Raw genomic sequence first — 19,481 nt, forward strand, 5'->3', positions numbered from 1 at the left:
AACTTTTTACGCCGACTATTTTAACCATATATATCGCGCATAGTTATCAAAAAGACTGAGTATTTCCTGATACCATTCCTTTTTTCGCCCGGATTTTATCATTTGCTTCCTCAACATTTATCCTGGAGAGGACAAACATAATAAGCACGTCAAAAATCAGCGGCAGCCACAGATACATAAACTGAAGCATACTGATACAAGATTCCGGCTGCGTTTCTGCCGTTCCTACATAACCGCTTAATTCAAGCAGCCATCCTACAACAGCAGTTCCAATACCCCCGCCAAGCTTAATCCCTAATGAGGTACAGGAATACATGGTTCCTTCTACCTTTTTCCCTTTCGTCAGATATGTGTATTCTGAACAAGATGCAATCACTGCATTCATATCTCCCTGCCAAGGCCCCTGGCCAAACGCTGCCACCGCTGTAAATAGCAGCATCAACGGAACACTTTCCATATACCCCGCAACAACTACCAGGGCTCTTCCAGCCACCGCAAGCATATAACCTCTTAAGTTCAGCTTATACATTCCATTCCATTTTCCTACCAATGTGGGCGTGAAAATCAGAGCGATAATCAAAGGAATGTTTACTGCCCACGAAAATACTCCGAACAAATTTTTATTCTTCAGAACCCATGTTGCATAGAAGATACCCGCTCCGATCATAGCAGTGTACAACTGCTGTAAGATATAGACTCCACAAATCATGAGGTAATATTTATTTGCAATAATCAGTCTAAACGCATCAACGGCACTGTATTTTTCTTCCTTAGATTGATCCGCTGAAATTAATTCCTCCTCTGGAAGTTCCTTTACAGAAAGCCCTGAAATAGTATTTACAATAAGGCCAATCACGGCATAAATAATTGCAACCGTTCTCCATGCTTCGGCGCCTCCACCACAGAAATCCACGAAGATCACTGTGACAGACTGAATGAGCAGGCTCGTTGAAAATGCAAAGATGAAACGATAAGACCCCATCTGTACACGTTCTTTGCTGTTTTTTGTCACTAGAGAGGTGAGGGCTGAATACGCAATATTATTTGCCGTATAGAACACTCCATTCAGCAGTGTATACGCAATAAAAAACCATGCGTACTGTGCTGTTTTGCCCCAACTGATTGGAACTGCAAACACAGCGATCAGTGTGATTGCACACCCGATATACCCATAAATCATCCAGGGTCTTGCTTTTCCCAGCTTCGTATGGGTTTTATCAATCAAGGAACCGAAAATAATATCTGTAAATCCATCAAAAATCTTAGATACCGCAATTAGTGTTCCGATTATCCCGGATGCCAGCCCAATCGTATCTGTTAAATAAATCATAACGAACGATGTTAAAAATGCGTATACCACATTTCCGGCAATGTCACCCGATCCGTATCCCACTTTGTTATACCACTTCAAGTACGTTTTTTCTCCCATAATACGCTCCTTCCCGAAGCTGCCTGAACGTTCAATGCCAGGCAGCGATTTTAGATGTTTTCATTGTCTTATGGCTGCTCACCGTTGTTACTTTGTGCCTTTCACAAATGGAACCAGAGTAAGTCCAAACTGAAACTCGGTTTCATCAAACCTGTACTTCTCCAGGACAACAGGGCCACAACTATTCGATCCTATTCCATTTAATGCATAATCCAAACATAGTATTGTACTGTCAGCTGCGCATAATTCATAGTTATGCGCAGCTCTTTCCAATTCTTCCTGCGTGTAATGCGAAGCATTGAATGAAAAGGACTTCTTTGCAACAGCCGCAATTCCATACTGTGAACCAGAAAGCTCCAGATAATCACAGTCATAGTGACTTCCATTTTCCTGCGGGCGAATGTAATCCTCATGTAAGTCACATACCTTCGACCGATAAAGCCCATGACTCGCTGCTCTATGTTTATCTCTGTAGCTTTCCTGAGGACCCATTCCATAATAACAGGCATTTTCCATGCTCTTATCAAGGAAAAGCCTCAAACCAAATCTCGGAAGTTCTGGAAATTCCCCATCTTTCAACACTGTAAATTCAGAAGATACTTTTCCGCTGGCGTCTACTATCCACTTGATTTTTACGTCCATGATTTTTTGCACTGTTGCAGCGACTATCGCTGAATAAGCCAAAATTTCCACACCATTTCTGTTCTGGCAAACCTCAATATCATAAGCTCTCGTATATGCTTCATGGTAATGGGCTTTTTTCCAGACTTCTTTCATATACATATCGTTATCCGTTGGTGCTCTCCAAATATTCAGTTCCATAGGACGCTTCAGATAATTTCTTCCGGCAAACTGAATTTGCTCAAAAAGGGCTGTTCGTTTATCTATGATGTAAACAAAGTCGGCTGCCTTTATTTCGATTTGAGTGTCTTTTTCCTTTACTTGGATTTCTGTACCCTCTGCAATTCTGTTTAACCACTGTTCTGCCTGACGGGTTTTTAAGTGGCTGCCAGAAAGCTGTATCTCATCAAAGCCCAGCACATGATTTTTTTCCAAAAGAGCAGCCGATTTCTTCAACCGGTAAATTAGTTTTAAATAAACCTTCCCATTCCCCGGTATAGAAAGCTCCAGCTTTGTTTTTCCCTCTTGGTGGGGCGCTACTGAAAAAGCGGGCAATTTCCCTTTACTAATAATCAAGCCATCCTGCGTCACTTCATAAGAAATTTCCACATAGTCCTTCAGATCATCAAAATCCATATAATTGTGTAAAATCAACTCTCCGCTGTCCAAATCATAGGAAACAACTCTTGCCGGACGATACACATTTTTATATTCCAGAAGTCCGGTATGGGGAGTACGGTCCGGATAAACCAGTCCATCCACACAGAAATTCCCATCATGGATGCTCTCTCCATGATCGCCGCCATAATAATACATAGGCGTTCCATTTTCCGTTTTTCCATGTGCTATCGCATGATCGCACCATTCCCAGACAAAACCTCCGCATATCCGGTCATCGCTCTGAATCATTTGAAAATAATCTTCAAAATCACCGGGGCCATTTCCCATGCTATGGCAATATTCAACCAGCAGAAATGGCTTACTTCCATCCTTCTCCAAATATTCCTCTATTTCTTCCAGTGCCGGATACATGCGGCTATACAGATCCAGATTATGGTACTGATAGGTTACGTTATAATTCCGATACCTGGCGCTTTCGTATTGTGTAAGTCTTGCGGGATCGAATGTTTTTGTCCACTCCAGTGCCTTTTCAAAATTGCAGCCATAAGCACTTTCATTTCCCATAGACCACATAACGATGCAAAAACGGTTCTTATCCCGCTGAATCATACGCTGTACACGGTCAAGAATCGACTGCTCCCAAGCCGGATCATCCGCTATCTTCTCATTCCAGCGACTAAAGCGGTTATAATCGGTATCCTCTTTCCGATATAACATGAACGGCCCATGCGCTTCAATATCCGCCTCGTCAATAACTATAAATCCATATTTATCGCACATCTGATAAAAATACGGCGCATTCGGGTAATGGCTGGAACGAATCGCATTAAAATTATGCTGTTTCATCAATATCATATCCGTCTTTATCTGTTTTGCACCCACAACTCCTGTTTCCGGCTCAGAATCGTGACGGTTCACACCGCGGAATTTGATTTTCTCACCGTTGAAATAAATCACTTTATCGTAAATTTCAATCGTGCGTAAAGCTACCGCATCCACAATCACTTCATATTTCGATTCCAGAATCACCGTATAAAGATATGGATTTTCCGTATTCCAAAACACCGGACAAAAGATTTCAAATTCTATGATTCCATCTTTCTCTATCGTCCCTTGAGAAACAACAGCTCCGTTTTTATCTTCAACTCTTATGTTCAGATGAATCGGCTGATAAAACTGTATATCTAACTTTATCCTGGCGACTTCTTTGGAAACCTCTGTCGTTATGCGATAATCGCACACAGCCCGTTCCGGACGTTTTAAAATGTACACATCTCTGAAGATTCCACTCATTCGGAATTTATCCTGATCTTCCAGATACGAACCATCACACCACTTCAGAACCAACACTGCAATGATATTCTCTCCATCTTTCAAAAAGGAAGTAACATCAAATTCACTCACTGCATGAGATATCTGGCTGTATCCTACATATTTTCCATTCAACCAGACATAAAAGCAGCTATCTACTCCCTCAAAATTCAGGTATGCTTTTGGCGCCGTTTTTTCACTCTGGTAAAAAAATGTATGAACATAAGCTCCGCACGGAATATCCTGCGGAACATAAGGCGGATCAAACGGAAATGGATAACGGATATTCGTGTACTGATGCATATCGTATCCTTCCATTTGCCATATGCCTGGGACTCTCATTTCATCAAAATCTGATACGTCATAATCCGTTTCGTAGAACGATTCCTTCACATCGTAAATGCTTTCAAAATAACGAAATTTCCAGTTTCCATTTAATAGCTGCAAACGATCTGACTTTTCTCTATGCTCTGTCAAATCATCCATTCTTTTTGATGCCGGCATGTAGTACGCTCTTGGCGGCATTGTGTTTTCATGCAGCACGCTTAAATCTTCATAATAACGTGGTACGATCATAAATTCCCTCCTTGAATATGCACTTTTTATCACACAATAAATTTTCTTTCATCGGCTGCGCTTTATTTGTTACTGTAATCATACGTCAGTATTCAAAATATGTCTATAAACCGGAATAGACATTTTATGCACAAAATGATACAATATAAAAAAGGCAGCGTCATCACTTATTTTAAAGGGGGTTCTCCGCCATGTATATGAACAACGGTTACTTAAATCAATCTCATCTCGACTTCAAAGACAAAAGCCAACCACTGATTGTTGGAAGCTGCGGCACATACAGACTATCTACGCTTCCTAAATTACCAACCTATCGTCCGCGGGGGCGCTTGGATTTTCAAATCATCTACGTTGCTTCCGGATGCGGCCATTTTCATTTCGACAAACCGGAAAATGAAACCATCGTTCATGCCGGCAATATTGTTTTATACCGTCCAAAGGAATTTCAAAAATATGAATACTACGGTGAAGATAAAACCGAGGTGTACTGGATTCACTTTACAGGAAATAATATAAAAAATATCTTGCGAAAATATGGGTTCGCAGACAACCGCAGAATCTTTCCGGTAGGTACTGCTTTGGAGTATGAACAAATTTTCAAACGTATCATATTAGAATTGCAAAAATGCCAAAGTAATTATGAAGAAATGATGACGCTCTTATTGCGCCATTTATTGATCATTTTCCAGCGGGAATTAACCAAAGAACATACCTTAAAAAATGACTATATGATTCACGAAATAGATAACGCTATAACTTACTTTATGGAAAATTATAATCGGGAGATTAATATAGAGGAATATGCTTCATCCAGAGGAATGAGTGTCAGTTGGTTTATTCGCAACTTTAAAAAATATACAGGCTCCACACCCTTACAATATATCGTTTCTATCCGCGTCAATAACGCACAAACTTTATTGGAAACCACAAATTATGCAGTCAATGAAATATCGCGCATCGTAGGGTATGATAACCAGCTGTATTTCAGCCGCCTGTTTCATAAACTAAAGGGATATTCTCCAACAGAATATCGTAAAACCAAGTCATCCTGCACCAGCCATTTTTCAATCTGGCTGACCTGAGATTTTACTCCACATCCTCTTTTCCCCATCTCACATCTATGAAAAGGCAAAAAAACGAGGGGAAAACCGGCCATTTTTTGCCCGGTTTTCCCCTCGTTTTTTCAGCCAAAACCGCTATATCTCGTGGTTAATGCACTCTACTTCTTAAACCACAATTCCTCATCATTATTACCACCTCCACATTTATTATTGTTCTATAACAGATGCCGCATTCTACTCTCACCTTGTAATTCCTCTCTGGTCTATTTTCTCTAATAATAGTCCTAATGTATATGCCTCAAAGATAATCGTAAATATACCGGTAGATACGGTCAAAATCTCTCAGGGCCCGATGAAACAGTTCTACTGTATATTTTTATTATGCATACTTTCTCCTCAATCCGCTTAACGCCTCTGTAATAGTGTCACAAAGATTGGTTCCTGGCTTTTATGGCAGATTTCTGAAATCTCATTTGTTTTTCTTAAGTCTGTAATTGGCATTATCCGGGGCATATTATCCCTCCTTTGTCCGCCGCATCTATATCATCTTCTCCAGTATTTCTATTATGTCCCTCACAACACATGGACAGAAATCTAACAGCAGCCCTTGCTCCAACACCTGTTCCATCTCATCCGCTTTGGATATGTCGTGTCCCAGCAGCTCCCTGCACATGCAAGAAACGTACTTTTCGGCAAACAAACGCTTGAACTCAGAAGTCATTTCACGCATGATTTCTTTTTGTTTCAAATCGTTATTCATACTATGTCCGTACTTGAGACCGATTACCATCAACGCACCGGTCACCGCCCCACATGTTTCACCACACTGCATTCCACCGCCAAAACAGGCAGACATTTTCCTGAGAAGGCTTTCCTCCATCTCCAATTCATCTGCAAATCGACCTGCCACTACCTGTGAACAGTCAATTCCCTGCATAAACAGGTTTTTTATTTCCTCTTTTGTCATCTATCCTTCCCTTTCCCAAGACCCTTGCCAGAATCTTGTCATCATACTGTTTATCATCGGCTTTGCGACATCCGGTTGTTCATGGCAATCCAGGATTTCTTTCAAAAGGCGCGAGACATCCTGACAACCATTACGCGTCAGGTTCCCTGCACATGATGCGCACAACCTCCTAAACCACAGCACTGTGTTCCTTTTATAATATCGGGTTTTATCCTTTATCCTAGCTTTCCTGTGTCTGTCAGCGGATGTTTAGTCATCTGCTCCAGAGGCTTCTCATCTCTTCAATCTGAGCTGCAACCAGGTTCAGAATATCGCTGTTTTCCATAGAAGTGCTGGAATCCTCGATCAAGATCATCTTGGTGTCCTTTTGGGTGATAGTGTTGTGCCAAAGGGTAGAGGGGATGTTGTAGACTTTATCCTTCTCCATCTTTACTGCGCCGAATGCTAACCCGCCTTCCACTTCATTGGCGTAGATCAGGGTGCAGCTGCCTTCCACCAGCACAAACAGCTCGTCCGTCTTGTTGTGGCGCTCCAGGCAGTCAATTCCTGTTACATCATTGGCCGGCTTCCAGTTCTTGATTCCCACAGTCCATTTCTCGTTTTCGAATACTCTCTGCATACCTTCGCCGGTAAACTCATAATTTGCAATGGTCATTTTCTTAATCCTCCACAGTCATTTTCCCCAATTATTTCAGCAGCTCTTTTGCCTTTGCAGCCACATTGGCAGCGGTCAGGCCATATGCCTCGAACAGCTGATCCGGCTTGCCGGACTTGCCGAACTTGTCTTCAATGCCCACCATGGCGAACTTGGCGCCGTTGTGGCCTGCCAGAACTTCTGCAACCGCAGAGCCAAGGCCGCCGATAACGGAGTGCTCTTCAACAGTTACGATGGCCTTGCAGCTCTCGTTCATCTTCAGCACAATGTCCTTGTCAATGGGTTTGATGGTATGCATGTTCACAACTGCCACGCTTGAGCCCTCTTTTTCCAGCTCAGCCGCCGCTTCCAGGGCCCTCGGAATCATCAGGCCGCAAGCGATTAAGCAAATGTCACTTCCCTCTTTCATCACATTGGCCTTGCCGGGAATGAATGGGGTGTGGGCTGTGGTGATATCGTCGCAGACAGGTCTGGCAACACGGATATATACCGGCCCGTCGATCTCAGCAGCAGCCATAACCGCCTTCTCTGTCTCCGCGGGATCGCAGGGAACAAAGATGGTCATGTGGGGCAGCTCTCTCATGAGGGCGATGTCCTCGATGGACTGATGGCTTCCGCCGTCCTCGCCTACACACAGGCCGGAGTGGGAAAAGCCGAACTTTACATTACAGTTGGTATAGCAGATGGAATTGCGGATCTGTTCAAACGCACGTCCTGCGCCGAACAGGGCGAAGGTGCTCACAAAAGGAACGTAGCCGGTGTGAGCGAATCCAGCCGCCGCACACATCATGTTAGCTTCTGCAATACCCATGTTGTAGAAACGCTCCGGGTATTTATCTTTGAACATACCGGTCTGGGTAGCATGGGCCAGATCGGCATCCATTACCACTACCTTATCATTTTTCTCTCCTAATTTAACCAGAGCTTCACCGTATGCAACACGTAACGACTTTCCCATTTTACTCCACCTCCTGCTCGCTTAACGCTTTCTCAAACTGCTCTTTGTTCATGGGGCTGCCGTGCCATCCGAACTGGTCCTCCATAAAGGAAACGCCCTTGCCCTTGACAGTGTTGCAGCATATGAATTTCGGCCTGCCCGATACGGGAGCCTTCAGAGCGGACACAATCGCGTCCATATCATGGCCGTCCACCTCGAAACACTCGAAGCCAAAGGCGTCGAACTTCTTCATAATGTTGCCCAGGCTCATAACTTCGTCGTTGCGGCCGTCGATCTGCAGTTTATTGTAATCCAGCATAAAGGTCAGGTTATCCAGCTTGTAGTGGGCCGCCGCCATTGCAGCCTCCCATACCAGGCCTTCCTGGCACTCGCCGTCGCCCAGCACTGTGTATACCTTGTAGTCTGCCCCCGCATGCTTTGCAGCCAGAGCCAGGCCCATGGCCAGGGAAGCGCCCTGTCCCAGGGAGCCGGTGTTCATGTCCACGCCCGGAGTCTTGGTGCAGTCGGGATGTCCCTGTAAATGGCTGTCAATCTGGCGCAGCCCGGCCAGGTCTTCCTTGGGGAAATACCCCAGGTCCGCAAGAATCGCGTAGAGGGTGGGGCATGCATGGCCCTTGCTCAGCACAAAACGGTCGCGGTCCGGGTCTTTTGGGTTCTTAGGATCTACCTTCATCACCTCATAATAAAGTGCCATCAGCATTTCCACACAGGACAGAGACCCACCGGGATGTCCTGACTGGCAGGCATATAACATCTTTAAGATTTCTGCCCTCAGTTCTTTCGCTTTCTTGTCATACCGCATAATTGTTTTCCTCCTCATCTCCCCCCTGAGCTTATGCGAAGGGGACTTTCCTTGACTTTCCCCTCAGCGTATGCGAAGGGAGCTTTCCTTGTTTATGGACGTCAACCCGCCGGCATTTCCCGGGCCGAACGGGGCGGCTCTTGAAGTTAACCTTTCACAGCTCCGGCTGTTAAACCTTCTACCAAACGCTTCTGTGCGAAGAAGAACATAATACACACCGGTATAATGGTGATAATGCCTCCTGCAGTCAGCAGATCCCACTGGACGCCCAGCTGTCCGATCAGGCTCTTCAGCGCTACCGGGATGGTGCGTGTATCCGTGTTGGTGAACATCATGGCAAATGTGTACTCATTCCAGGATGTCATAAAAATGTAAACTCCGGTTGCCACCAGGCAGGGACCCAGGATCGGAAGAATGATCTTCAAAAAGGCGGAGCCTCTGTTGCACCCGTCTACCAGGGCCGCTTCCTCAAGTGACATGGGCAGGTCGTTTAGGAAGCCCAGCAGCAGCCATACGGAAAAGGGAATGGTAAATGTGGTGTAAGATAAAACCAAGGAGGCAGGAGTGTACAGCAGTCCCATCTTACGCATAATGGTGTACAGCGGAATCAGCAGCAGTACCGTGGGGAACATGTTGTTGCACAGGAACGTACACATTAAAATCTTTCTTCCCGTGAACTGGTATCTGGAAAATGCATATGCCGCCAGCGTGGAAGCGGTCAGCGATACGATAGTTGTCAGGGAAGCAACGATAAAGCTGTTCTTCATGGCAGCAAAGAAGTTTACAGTGGTGGTAAACAGCTTGCTGTAGGCTTCAAAAGTAATGTGGCTGGGCCAGTATGTAACCACCGCTCCGTAAAGCTCATCCTGCGGTTTCACAGAAGTTACGAATGTCCAGTAGAACGGAAACAGGATGAAAACCATCATCAGGAGCAGCGGGATAAATACGGCTACAAAACGTTTTAATCCGGATTGTCTTTTCATATCCTTACTTCTCCTCCCTAAAGTTCATTTTCAGATACGGTATGGCTGCCACCAGCAGAACCGCTGCCATCAGAAGGGCCATTGCTGACGCATATCCAAGTTCCAGGGCATTGCCCTTGTTGAAGATGTAAACGCTGAGGGTCTGCGTAGAGTAAGCCGGTCCGCCCTCTGTCATGTTGTAGATTACATCCACTGAGTTGGCTACCCAGATCACACGCAGCAGCGCTGTTACGAAAATGGTGTTCTTGATGGATGGAATGGTAACGAACATCAGCTTCTGCCACGGTGACGCGCCGTCAATATCCGCCGCCTCGTACATTTCCGCGGGCACGCCCGAAAGAGCTGCTAATAGCATCAGCGCAAAGAACGGAATTCCCTGCCATACAATGGTTACGATCACACTGGGAAATGCGGTTGAAACCCGGGACAAAAAGGGTATTTTGTCCGTGACCGCATGGATTTTTAACAATAAATCGTTGAGTACGCCGAAGTTGCCGTCATAGATCCAGCGCCACATCAGGCCGATCAGTACGCCAGGTGTTACCCATGGAATCATGCTGACCGCACGGACCATGCCGCGCCCCACAAACTTCTGATTCAGAAGGAGGGCCAGAATGAATCCGAACAGGAACTGTAAGCCTACACCTGCCGCCACCCATATGACTGTCCTCCACAGGGCGTTCCAGAACAGCGGGTCCCCGAAGGCTTTCATATAGTTGGCTACTCCGTTAAATGCAATGTCTTTCGGTCTGCGCAGGTCATACTTCTGAAAGCTCATGACAATTGCGTTGAACACCGGAATGAACACTACGCAGAGAATGATGAGCACTGCCGGAGCGACCAGCAGGTATGGCCATATTGTCCGTTTCTTGACCATTGGTGAATCCCCCCTTCTGATTTCTGTGGGGCGGCCCTAGTATGACCCACATTAAATGCCTTGCCGGTTCGGTGAGGATGATTTTTTGAGAGTGCAGGTGCAAAAACGGAGGCGTAGTGGGTTCTACGCTGAGTATTTTGCACCTGTGCTATAGGAAAATCAGACCAGCGAAACAGTAAGGTATTTAGTGTGGGTTATACTAGTTTCTGCCGCCCCGCGTATGTGTCAATGGTTACTGGTACAAACCGTTCTGAAGGGTCTTCATGCACTGCTCGGCAGTGATGCTGCCGGTGAGCGCCTGGGATACGGTGTTGGGCCACAGGGTGGAGATCCACTCGGTTGTGGTATCCAGGATCGGAAGAATACCTGCATAGCTCTGTCCTTCAATGGAGGCTGCCATGAATCGGTTGCTCCGGAAGAAGTCGCCGGCCTGAACAGTCTTGCTTACAGGTACATTGCCGGTGCCTTCACACCACATCTTCTGGCCTTCGCCGGTCGCCAGGTAAGATACCCACTCAAATGCAGCCTCTTTGTTCTGGCAGGATTCGAAAATAACAGTCTCAGTGTCACCCATGGAGGTCCACTGGCCCTTGCCTGCGGGGAAGGGGAATGCGGATACGTCGCCGCCGAAGGCGGCTTCCATGTCAGCGGAAGAACCGGTATGGTGAATGGTCATGGCTGTTAAGCCGGACTTAAAGTTGGCAATAATCTCGTTAAAGCCGTCGCTGGTTGCTGTGGGCGGTACATAGCCCTTGGTGTAAATGTCGATGAAGTCCTGCATACCCTGAACAGCTTCCGGGGTAGTCATATCCTCAAAATTGCCGCCGCGCCCGTATACGAAGCTTCCCCATGGCTCCTGGCCGCCCTTGGCGCCTCTCATGCCAAAGCCGTAGACATCGGTCTTGCCGTCGCCGTTGGTGTCCATGGTGCACTTTTCAATTGCAGTTAAGAATTCTTCGTAGGTCTTTGGAACCTCAACGCCGGCTGCCTCGAAGATGGAAGGTCTGTAGTAAACGTACAGCACCTGGATGTTCCATGGCATAACATAGAGACTGTCTGTGCCTCCGGCTTCCTTCATAATGCTGTAGATGTTCTCGTCTATGTCGTCCTTCTTGTCCCAGCTGTCCACAAGGGGAGTCAGGTCGGCCAGCAGGTCGTTGTTGACAAACAACGGGGTGGAAGTCAGCTTCCAGGTTGCGCAGTCGATGTCTCCGCCGCCCATCTTGGCGTTAAAGAGATTCTCAGAGTATGCGCCGCCGTCCCAGGGAGTCTCCTCACCCACAACCGTGATGCCCTTACCGTTCTCCGCGTTGAATTTCTTGATAATGTCCTGCATCAATGCAGAATAATCGGTGTTGTCCGCCCAGTAGCGGAACTTAACGGTAACCGCCTCCCCGGAACCGCCGGCCGCCTCTGAGCCGGCCGCCTCAGAACCTGCAGCCGGTGCAGCGGTTGTATCCCCCGCGGCCGCTGTCTCCTTGGAGCCTGATGAACAGCCAGTCAGAGCGCCTGCGGCCATCAGGGCTGCCATTGCCAGAGCCAGTGTCTTTCTTGCAAATAATCTTTTTTTCATTTTCGTTCCTCCGTTTCCTTTATATCATTTAATGTTTCCCATACATGCCGCTCGGCCTGGAACTTGGCTTCCATGAAATCGCCCTCGGCAATTGCTTTACAGATTCCCGAGTGGCTTCTCTTGGCCCGCTTAAAACTCTCCGGATCATCATGTGTCTCCACATGGCTTCGGCGGATAGACTCAATGATGATGGGCACTACCCGGATCAGCACTTCGTTGTGCGTACATTCCGCAACCGCGGTGTGGAACTGGACGTCCAGCTCCGCCGATGCAGGGCTGTTGACCTCGCTGCGGTCCATCTCCGTCACCAGCAACTGGAGGTTCCTGACGTCCTGGGGTGTGGCCCTCTGGCAGGCCAGGCCTGCGATCTGAGGTTCAATCAGCATACGCGTCTCAAACAGATTCTGGATCAGCTTCTCCTGATTGGTGAAATGCAGCCCCAGGGGGTCTTCCCCAATACCCGTTCCCGCGCTCACAAAGGTTCCGCTCCCCTGCCGGATTACAACCACATTCTCCGCTCTCAGGAACTTCATGGCTTCCCGAAGTGTAGACCGGCTTACGCCAAAAAGATCTGCCAGCTCCTTCTCTGTGGGAAGCCTGTCACCGGGCTTCATCTCCCTCTGGATAATCATCGTCTTAACTTTCTGGGCAGTAGCCATGGGAAGTACATCCATATTCTGATATTCGTTCATATCTCTGCGCATTGAACTCTCCTCTCCCTCAGCGGTGGTCTATGGTCATTTTGTCATTTAACTTCAGTTTTTCTAGCAATCATTGGTGATATTTTTGTTTCATCTGTCCTTATAGTAGCATAACATATGATGTTTGTAAATAGATTTTTCATGTATTTTTTAATTTAAATCTATTTATTACTTATTTTATAGGTTAAAATGCCCATATTATACTTGTTTGTATTTTAAATTCATCAGACCTTTTAGTATATTTTCATACCAATTGGTATGTTGTTTTCGTTTTTGCACAAATTTTTCCCACATTAAACCCAATTCATCTTTTGTATAAATTACACAGAAAATGGGATTGCTTTTTTAAAGATTTCCCGTATCTGGGTGGCAAACAGAAGGGTTATCATTACAAACAGCATATGGCGGTTCCAGCCTTGGTAGCTGCGGCACTCATAATCCCCATCCCCAGATTGCTCTTGCATTCCTCAAAGCATTGTTCAATCGGCCGCCTTAACGTTGCTGCCCTGTCCAGTTCCCCTACCGGGAGGACCGCGGGGGCGTTACAGACAAAATATTTTATTTCATCACCTGCAAGAAACCTGCCTGTAATATCTGATGGGCATCATGTAGATAAGATATTGAAAATGACACAGTTACAATTTCCGTATTACAATGTGTTTATTATACATGGGAGATCTAAGGAACGAGAAATAACGGCTCCCAGCTTGAAGTTAAAAATACGGCAAAGATGGATTCTGGACGAAATATTGAAAAAAAGTGAATGCTGTCATGGGTTTGTAACTGGTAAATCGATTGTTACCAATGCTGAAAAGCATATAGGAAAAAACAAATTTTGACAGTGGATATCGAGGATTTTTTTTGTTTCCTATCATAGCGGAAATCATAAAGAAATACGGTTTTTCTATAAATAACAATAAAACAAGGATATTTAAAGAAAATGAAAGAAAACTGATTACTGGTTTACTGGTCAAAGAAGATGGTCTGAAGATTCCAAAGAAATTCAAAAGAAGATTAAAACAGGAGATTTATTATTGTAAAAAATTTGGAGTTTCAACACATCTGGAAAACATTGCATCTGCAAGGAGTGTTAATTTTAAAGAGTATCTGTATGGAAAAGCATACTACATAAAAATGGTAGAACCTCAAACTGGTGAATACTTTTTAAGGCAGCTAGATGAGATACAATGGTAATTTTGAGAAAATGGTTTGTAAAGAGAGGATAATTATAGGTTGAGAGAACTATTTCTTATGATGCATTGAGAACTTCATATATAACTAAACATATAGATAAAATATATAAATATGATACAGCAGGTAATGTGTTATAGCTAAACATAGAAGAGAAGGGAAAAAAACGTATTAGCAGCATGGCATTACTTTGCAAAGAGAAGAGAGGTACGGGAGAATGGGATTTTTTTCGAATCTGCTTAAAAAGCCCGGAGATTCCACCGCTGCAGAGGGATTATGCAAAGGCTGTATTTCTGTGGGCATTTTCCAAACCACAGCCAATAAGAGATGATGGTTACTATGCAAGTTATTTTCTGTACGAGTGCGGAATCAGAGACCGCGTCAAATATCATAAGAAGCTGATTAAGGAAGGGTATCTAATTGAGGCAGAACCAGGAGAGGCGCTGGAATTGTTGAAGCTGCCTGAACTCAAGGACATGCTGAGGGAACTGAATTTGCCGATATCTGGTAAGAAAGCAGTCCTGATAGAGCGAATACTTGATAATGCTGAAGAAGGATTCTTGAATGCCCATGTCCCGGAAACGGTATATAAGCTGTCTTCAGAGGGAGCTGCATTCCTTCAGACTCATGATGCCTACGTACAAATCCACAGGAATAAAAACCGGGGCATTTCATGGCAGGCATATGACCGATATGCAAAGCCTGGAATTGTGCAGGATGAAGAAAAGCGGTTTTTGCTGGGAAATTGACATTCAGCTCAATGAAAGAAATCTATGCCGGGGAGGTTTAAGTCTTCCCGGTATTTTATTACGGAAAATAACATCAAATGGTCAAAAATATGATATAATTCTGGCTAAGTAGTGAAATTTTAATGACAAAGAAAGACAAGGCATAAGAAGAATTTTATCTGCTTATTAAATAAACTTTGATTAGAATGGAAACAGCATGGATACAGTGATAACAAATTGGAAAAAGAATTTCTTCACAATCTGGACCGGACAGGCAATATCCCAGTTCTCAAGTTCTGTCCTTCAATTTGCGGTTGTGTGGTATCTGACAGACCATACCGGTTCTGCCATGGTACTGACGGCGGCTATGATGATGGGGTTTCTCCCGCAGGGGGTTTTAGGACCGTTTATCGGTGTCTTTATCGACCAGTATAACCGAAAAAGAATCATGATTATCTCAGATCTTCTTATTTCGGCAGCAAGTTTTGTAATGGTGATCGCAGGATGGATGGGCAGGTTATCGACAGAACTGATTCTTGCGGTTTTGCTGGCACGCTCGGTCGGTTCCGCGTTCCACAATCCCTGCCTTCAGGCAGTTACCCCGCAGATTGTCCCGGCAGGCCAGTTGACCAGATGTGCGGGATATTCGCAGGCGTTGGAATCGGTATCACAAATCTTAAGCCCGGTTGTCGCGGCGGTGCTGTACAGTTCCTGGAGCCTGAGCGGAATTATCTCCTTGGACGTCATAGGGGCGCTGATTGCGGTAATTACGCTTGGAATCACGCAAATCCCGGAATTGCAGCAGGAGGGACGTGACAGAAACGTACAGGTTTTACGGGAGGCGAGGGAAGGCTTCCGGATTCTCAGGGCAAAGAAAGGGATGCTGGGGCTGGTGTCGATTGGAAGTCTTTATACTTTGGCGTTGATGCCTACCAGTGCGCTGTTTCCATTGATGACAATGTCATATTTTAATGGAACCAGTACAAGTGCCAGTATTGTTGAGGTGGTGTTCTCTGCCGGGCTTTTGTTTGGGTCGTTGATATTGTCAAAATGGGGAGGAACAAAAAACAGGGTTTATACCATTGTTGGTTCCTTTCTGTTAATGAGTTTTAGCTTATTTGTATCAGGAATCCTGCCGCCGGATGATTTTTATGTCTTTATCTTATGTTCCTGGCTCATGGGAGTCTCCGGACCATTTTACTGGGGGATGTATACGCCGCTGCTGCAAAGCAACTTTGAAGCAAGGTACCTGGGAAGGGTTCTGTCATTGTCCAGCAGTATACGACTGCTCAGCGGACCGCTGGGGCTGATTGTATCCGGGATATTTGCGGAACGGTATGGGGTTGAGAACTGGTTCCTGATTGCGGGAGTGCTGGTACTGGCTGCTTCTGTGTTATGTGTGGCAGTGCCTTCGGTGCGGATTTGTGATAAGGCCGGGATTCTTATCAATAAGAAAAAATCAGAATAAAAATCCGGTTTTTGGTGGAGCATCCGGCTATGACTTGTGTTTAGCTGGTTTACTGCCTGCTGGCTGGTGTTCCAATAATTTTCATACTTGGAAGTTGATTCTTTTATCGCAGACAGACTGCCATGACTTTAAAGGGATGTTGGTTCTTAACAGCTGGAGAATATTCGTTAGATACGGCTGTCTGAGCGCAAGTTTTATTCAGAAGGTTACGGATTTTTATGCTACAGCATTAGATTACGATAAAGATGCTAAGACTACCCGGCAGTTTTTTTTAAACGGTTCAGAATAAGATGCAGGAGGAACGTAGTATACGAATGAGTATGGAAGACTGGGCAAAGCGCCTTGACGGATTCCTGGAGTTTAATGGAATGAACCGCTTATGGGGCCGGGAAAAATTAGTGCGGAGCAGGCAAAACTTTATGCGGAGACTGAGTTTGAAAAATATCCCATTGTTCGGGAACGCTTATTTATGTCAGGCTATGATAAGTATTTGTTAGAATTAGAATATCAAGCGGTTCAAAGTGACGCGTAAAGATAATTATACCGTTTCCGCTTGGGGAGAATTACGCCCTGCCGCCATCATTATTATCCACTCAACAAGATCAGATTTAGTAATGACGGCAAGATGACAATATTTAAGCTGACGGTACACAGTCTCTAAATCTGTCAGTTGATTTATAAAATTTACTGCATCAGCTAAGCGGATAACACCACAGAAATCATAACTTTTACCGGAGATGGCATCAACAGCCCCAAGAATTTCTTCAACATTGGATGGGTCTCCCAGGCCTGAACTTTCTACGAACAGGTAGTCAAAATCATGCTGTGTCATTTCACTGAGTGCGCTGACAAAGGAAAGTTTCAGGCAGGAGCAGAAAATAGAACCATGGTTGATTTCAACCATATGGATATCATCATTTTTCAGGATTGCGCCGTCAATCCCCAATTTGACAAATTCATTTTGGATGATACCAACCCTATTCCCTTTCAGGTGTTCTAGGAGCTTTAACAACAAGGTAGTTTTACCAGCCCCAAAAAACCTGTTAATACATAAAGTTTTGTCGTCCCTTTATTTCGCATTTTATTACCCCTTTCGTAAGCGTCAAACAAGATAGTGGATATAAAAATAACCACCAGCCTCTTATACTAAATACTAAAAGGTTGATGGTTATTGACATATTTCCTTTACCATGGGATTCCAAGGTAGATAATCATCCAGATATTCTGGATGCTCCAGGAAAGCGCTTCCGGGCATATCTGACAGGATGTATTTTATGTATTTCATTGGGGCAAGCTCGTTAGCCTTAGCTGTTTCAACTAGTATAACTCGATTTAAATAAGCTTACAATTTAAGCATTGGTAGTAATCTGATTTCTTGGCTTACGTGTCCGTGCTTTGGGCGCACGTTTCCCTTGGTTTTCAGGATAATAATGTAAACTTATTAAAATTGAGTTATACTAGTGTATATATTCCGGCGCTTGCAGCAGTTCCCTTTGGACTTCCTGCAAACAGCCAATTCTTTCGACCGATTACAAATGGCCGGATGCAGTTTTCAGCAAGCGAATTACTGATGGAACAGTGTCCGTCTTCCAGATAATTAAAAAACTCCTGACGATGGTTCAACGTATAATGGAAAGCTGTTGAAAGCTTTGATTTTGGTAGTTCTCCGATGGCATTCTTTTCTGCCCATGACCAAAAATCCTCGAGATGTTGTTTCTCGCGGATGAGACGTTCTTTTTTCTTCTGCTCGGGTGAAAGACTTTCCAGTTCTCCTTCGATTTCGAATAGTTTATTCAGCCGCAGGATTGCTTCTGCTGGTTTCGAAGCCTTAGGATCATGGACATCCTTTGGAAGCGCATCTACAAAGGCGCGGCGCAGATGTGTGTAGCACAGGCATCGTTTCACTCCCTTTACCCCATTGTATCCGGAGTACGCATCTGTGTGTATATATCCGTTATATCCTTCCAGAAATGCTTCCGGATATTTTCCGCCCCGGCCAGGCTGGTATTCGAAATAACGGATCGGATTTGCGGCATCTTTGATGCTGCAGTAAACCCACATGTAAGAATCCGATGGGTTCTTTCGGCCCGGTTCCTTCAGCACCTGTACATGGGTTTCATCGATGTGCAGGTAACTCTGCTTCAGCAGTTCCTGTTTGAGACGGCAGACTACATACTGAAGCCAGTCACGGTATACAACCAGCAGCCAGTTTGACATCGTCGCCCTGCTCAGGCTTAAGCCGAGAGCGTTCCATTCCTTTTCCTGACGGTGTAATGGGATGCCCAGTTCGAATTTCTGATGGATCAGCCATGCGATCGTAGAAGCGGATGCAAGGGAATGCATGACCGGAGGATATGGTACTGGTGCTTTTTCCATATGTGGTTTTCCACGTTTCCGGCATGCCCTGCATTCATAGGTTTCCCTGTAATGGTCAATGACTTTGAGTTTCGCCGGGATAAACTGTACCTCTGTGCGGACAAATTCTTCTCCGACTCTCACCATTGTGCCTCCGCATTTTTCGCAGATCTTCTCTCTGTCATCGATCGTATGCAGCACTTTGCTGTGCGGAATGCTTTTGACCAATTCCTCACGCTGGCCTGTATATTTCTTTTTACGGAGATGTTTCTCAACTTCAACCAGGTCAGGTTCCTGCGCATTGGGATCTGCACAGGATTCCACTTCATTAAACCCTCTTTTTGATTAAAAAGAGACATCTGTCCCTCGATCTGAAGTGCAGATGTCTTCTCGGATTTTGTTCCATAAAGGTAAGTAAGTAATAATCCGTATCTTGACAAAATAAGAAATCCCCCAGCACTTATCGGGGGAAGATCTGTTTTTTACTTTTTAAGTTTGCTGCGGCAATCATCAGGCAGATTGGAGGACCATGGGAGAAGCTCCAGCATTTCTTCCTTTGCCGGAAACGCACCGAGTTCTTTCATCTTTTCCATCGTAAGTAGGT

At 45.1% G+C, this 19,481-nt stretch carries 15 protein-coding genes and 4 pseudogenes; 5 read left to right on the plus strand and 14 right to left on the minus strand.

Going from position 1 to position 19,481, the window contains the following annotated elements; genetic code table 11:
• Nucleotides 1-46: 46 nt before the first annotated feature.
• Together LA360_RS11755 and LA360_RS11760 are read right to left on the minus strand one after the other, a co-directional pair.
• Nucleotides 47-1,429, minus strand: a complete 1,383-nt coding sequence (locus tag LA360_RS11755) for an MFS transporter (protein WP_057572585.1) — start codon at nt 1,427-1,429, stop codon at nt 47-49.
• 87 nt (nt 1,430-1,516) lie between these two features.
• On the minus strand, nt 1,517-4,558 hold the full coding sequence (locus tag LA360_RS11760; protein WP_057572586.1) for a glycoside hydrolase family 2 TIM barrel-domain containing protein: 3,042 nt from the start codon (nt 4,556-4,558) through the stop codon (nt 1,517-1,519).
• A gap of 191 nt (nt 4,559-4,749) precedes the next feature.
• Between LA360_RS11760 and LA360_RS11765 the strand changes: the two genes are divergently transcribed.
• Nucleotides 4,750-5,640: a helix-turn-helix domain-containing protein gene (locus tag LA360_RS11765; protein ID WP_022201345.1), complete on the plus strand. Its 891-nt coding sequence runs from the start codon at nt 4,750-4,752 to the stop codon at nt 5,638-5,640.
• Nucleotides 5,641-6,042: 402 nt separating this feature from the next.
• Here the strand turns inward: LA360_RS11765 and LA360_RS31245 are convergent.
• The 10 genes and pseudogenes from LA360_RS31245 to LA360_RS11815 form a co-directional block, all read right to left on the minus strand.
• Nucleotides 6,043-6,132 (minus strand): annotated as a pseudogene (locus tag LA360_RS31245) (prevent-host-death protein); the annotation flags it as partial.
• Nucleotides 6,133-6,157: 25 nt separating this feature from the next.
• A complete protein-coding gene (locus LA360_RS11775; RefSeq protein WP_022201347.1) occupies nt 6,158-6,586 on the minus strand; it encodes a C-GCAxxG-C-C family protein in 429 nt (142 codons plus the stop codon).
• A gap of 253 nt (nt 6,587-6,839) precedes the next feature.
• On the minus strand, nt 6,840-7,241 hold the full coding sequence (locus LA360_RS11780) for a cupin (protein WP_057572588.1): 402 nt from the start codon (nt 7,239-7,241) through the stop codon (nt 6,840-6,842).
• A gap of 31 nt (nt 7,242-7,272) precedes the next feature.
• Nucleotides 7,273-8,199, minus strand: a complete 927-nt coding sequence (locus LA360_RS11785) for a transketolase family protein (protein WP_022201349.1) — start codon at nt 8,197-8,199, stop codon at nt 7,273-7,275.
• A 1-nt stretch (nt 8,200) separates the two neighbouring features.
• Complete coding sequence (locus LA360_RS11790; RefSeq protein WP_225537513.1) at nt 8,201-9,019, minus strand: transketolase; 819 nt, start codon at nt 9,017-9,019, stop codon at nt 8,201-8,203.
• Between the two features lie 128 nt (nt 9,020-9,147).
• On the minus strand, nt 9,148-9,984 hold the full coding sequence (locus LA360_RS11795) for a carbohydrate ABC transporter permease (protein ID WP_022201351.1): 837 nt from the start codon (nt 9,982-9,984) through the stop codon (nt 9,148-9,150).
• A gap of 4 nt (nt 9,985-9,988) precedes the next feature.
• On the minus strand, nt 9,989-10,861 hold the full coding sequence (locus LA360_RS11800) for a carbohydrate ABC transporter permease (protein ID WP_057572589.1): 873 nt from the start codon (nt 10,859-10,861) through the stop codon (nt 9,989-9,991).
• 232 nt (nt 10,862-11,093) lie between these two features.
• Nucleotides 11,094-12,434, minus strand: a complete 1,341-nt coding sequence (locus LA360_RS11805; protein WP_022201353.1) for an ABC transporter substrate-binding protein — start codon at nt 12,432-12,434, stop codon at nt 11,094-11,096.
• Nucleotides 12,431-13,138, minus strand: a complete 708-nt coding sequence (locus LA360_RS11810) for a FadR/GntR family transcriptional regulator (protein WP_022201354.1) — start codon at nt 13,136-13,138, stop codon at nt 12,431-12,433. Before LA360_RS11810 ends, LA360_RS11805 begins: the two co-directional genes overlap by 4 nt.
• A gap of 317 nt (nt 13,139-13,455) precedes the next feature.
• The gene (locus tag LA360_RS11815) at nt 13,456-13,599 is read right to left on the minus strand and encodes a hypothetical protein (protein ID WP_225537514.1); all 144 of its coding nucleotides are present in this window, start codon (nt 13,597-13,599) and stop codon (nt 13,456-13,458) included.
• Between the two features lie 397 nt (nt 13,600-13,996).
• Here LA360_RS11815 and LA360_RS11820 point away from each other — a divergent pair, with 397 nt between their 5' ends.
• The 4 genes and pseudogenes from LA360_RS11820 to rhuM form a co-directional block, all read left to right on the plus strand.
• Nucleotides 13,997-14,329 carry an RNA-dependent RNA polymerase family protein gene (locus tag LA360_RS11820; RefSeq protein ID WP_022201355.1) on the plus strand — a complete coding sequence of 111 codons (333 nt, stop codon included), beginning with the start codon at nt 13,997-13,999 and terminating at the stop codon, nt 14,327-14,329.
• Nucleotides 14,330-14,505: 176 nt separating this feature from the next.
• Entirely contained in the window at nt 14,506-15,075 is a 570-nt protein-coding gene (locus LA360_RS11825; RefSeq protein WP_022201356.1) for an SAP domain-containing protein, read from the plus strand.
• Between the two features lie 196 nt (nt 15,076-15,271).
• Nucleotides 15,272-16,522: an MFS transporter gene (locus tag LA360_RS11830; protein ID WP_022201357.1), complete on the plus strand. Its 1,251-nt coding sequence runs from the start codon at nt 15,272-15,274 to the stop codon at nt 16,520-16,522.
• Between the two features lie 150 nt (nt 16,523-16,672).
• Nucleotides 16,673-17,054: pseudogene (gene rhuM / locus LA360_RS31255) on the plus strand (RhuM family protein); the annotation flags it as partial.
• A gap of 63 nt (nt 17,055-17,117) precedes the next feature.
• On the opposite strand, the pseudogene LA360_RS11840 reads toward rhuM, so the two are convergent.
• Both LA360_RS11840 and tnpC read right to left on the minus strand, forming a co-directional pair.
• Nucleotides 17,118-17,602: pseudogene (locus LA360_RS11840) on the minus strand (GTP-binding protein); the annotation flags it as partial.
• A 375-nt stretch (nt 17,603-17,977) separates the two neighbouring features.
• Nucleotides 17,978-19,341 (minus strand): annotated as a pseudogene (gene tnpC / locus LA360_RS11850) (IS66 family transposase); the annotation flags it as partial.
• Between the last annotated feature and the right edge of the window lie 140 nt (nt 19,342-19,481).

Origin of the sequence: Enterocloster clostridioformis (assembly GCF_020297485.1) — a bacterium.
GTDB lineage: Bacteria > Bacillota > Clostridia > Lachnospirales > Lachnospiraceae > Enterocloster > Enterocloster clostridioformis.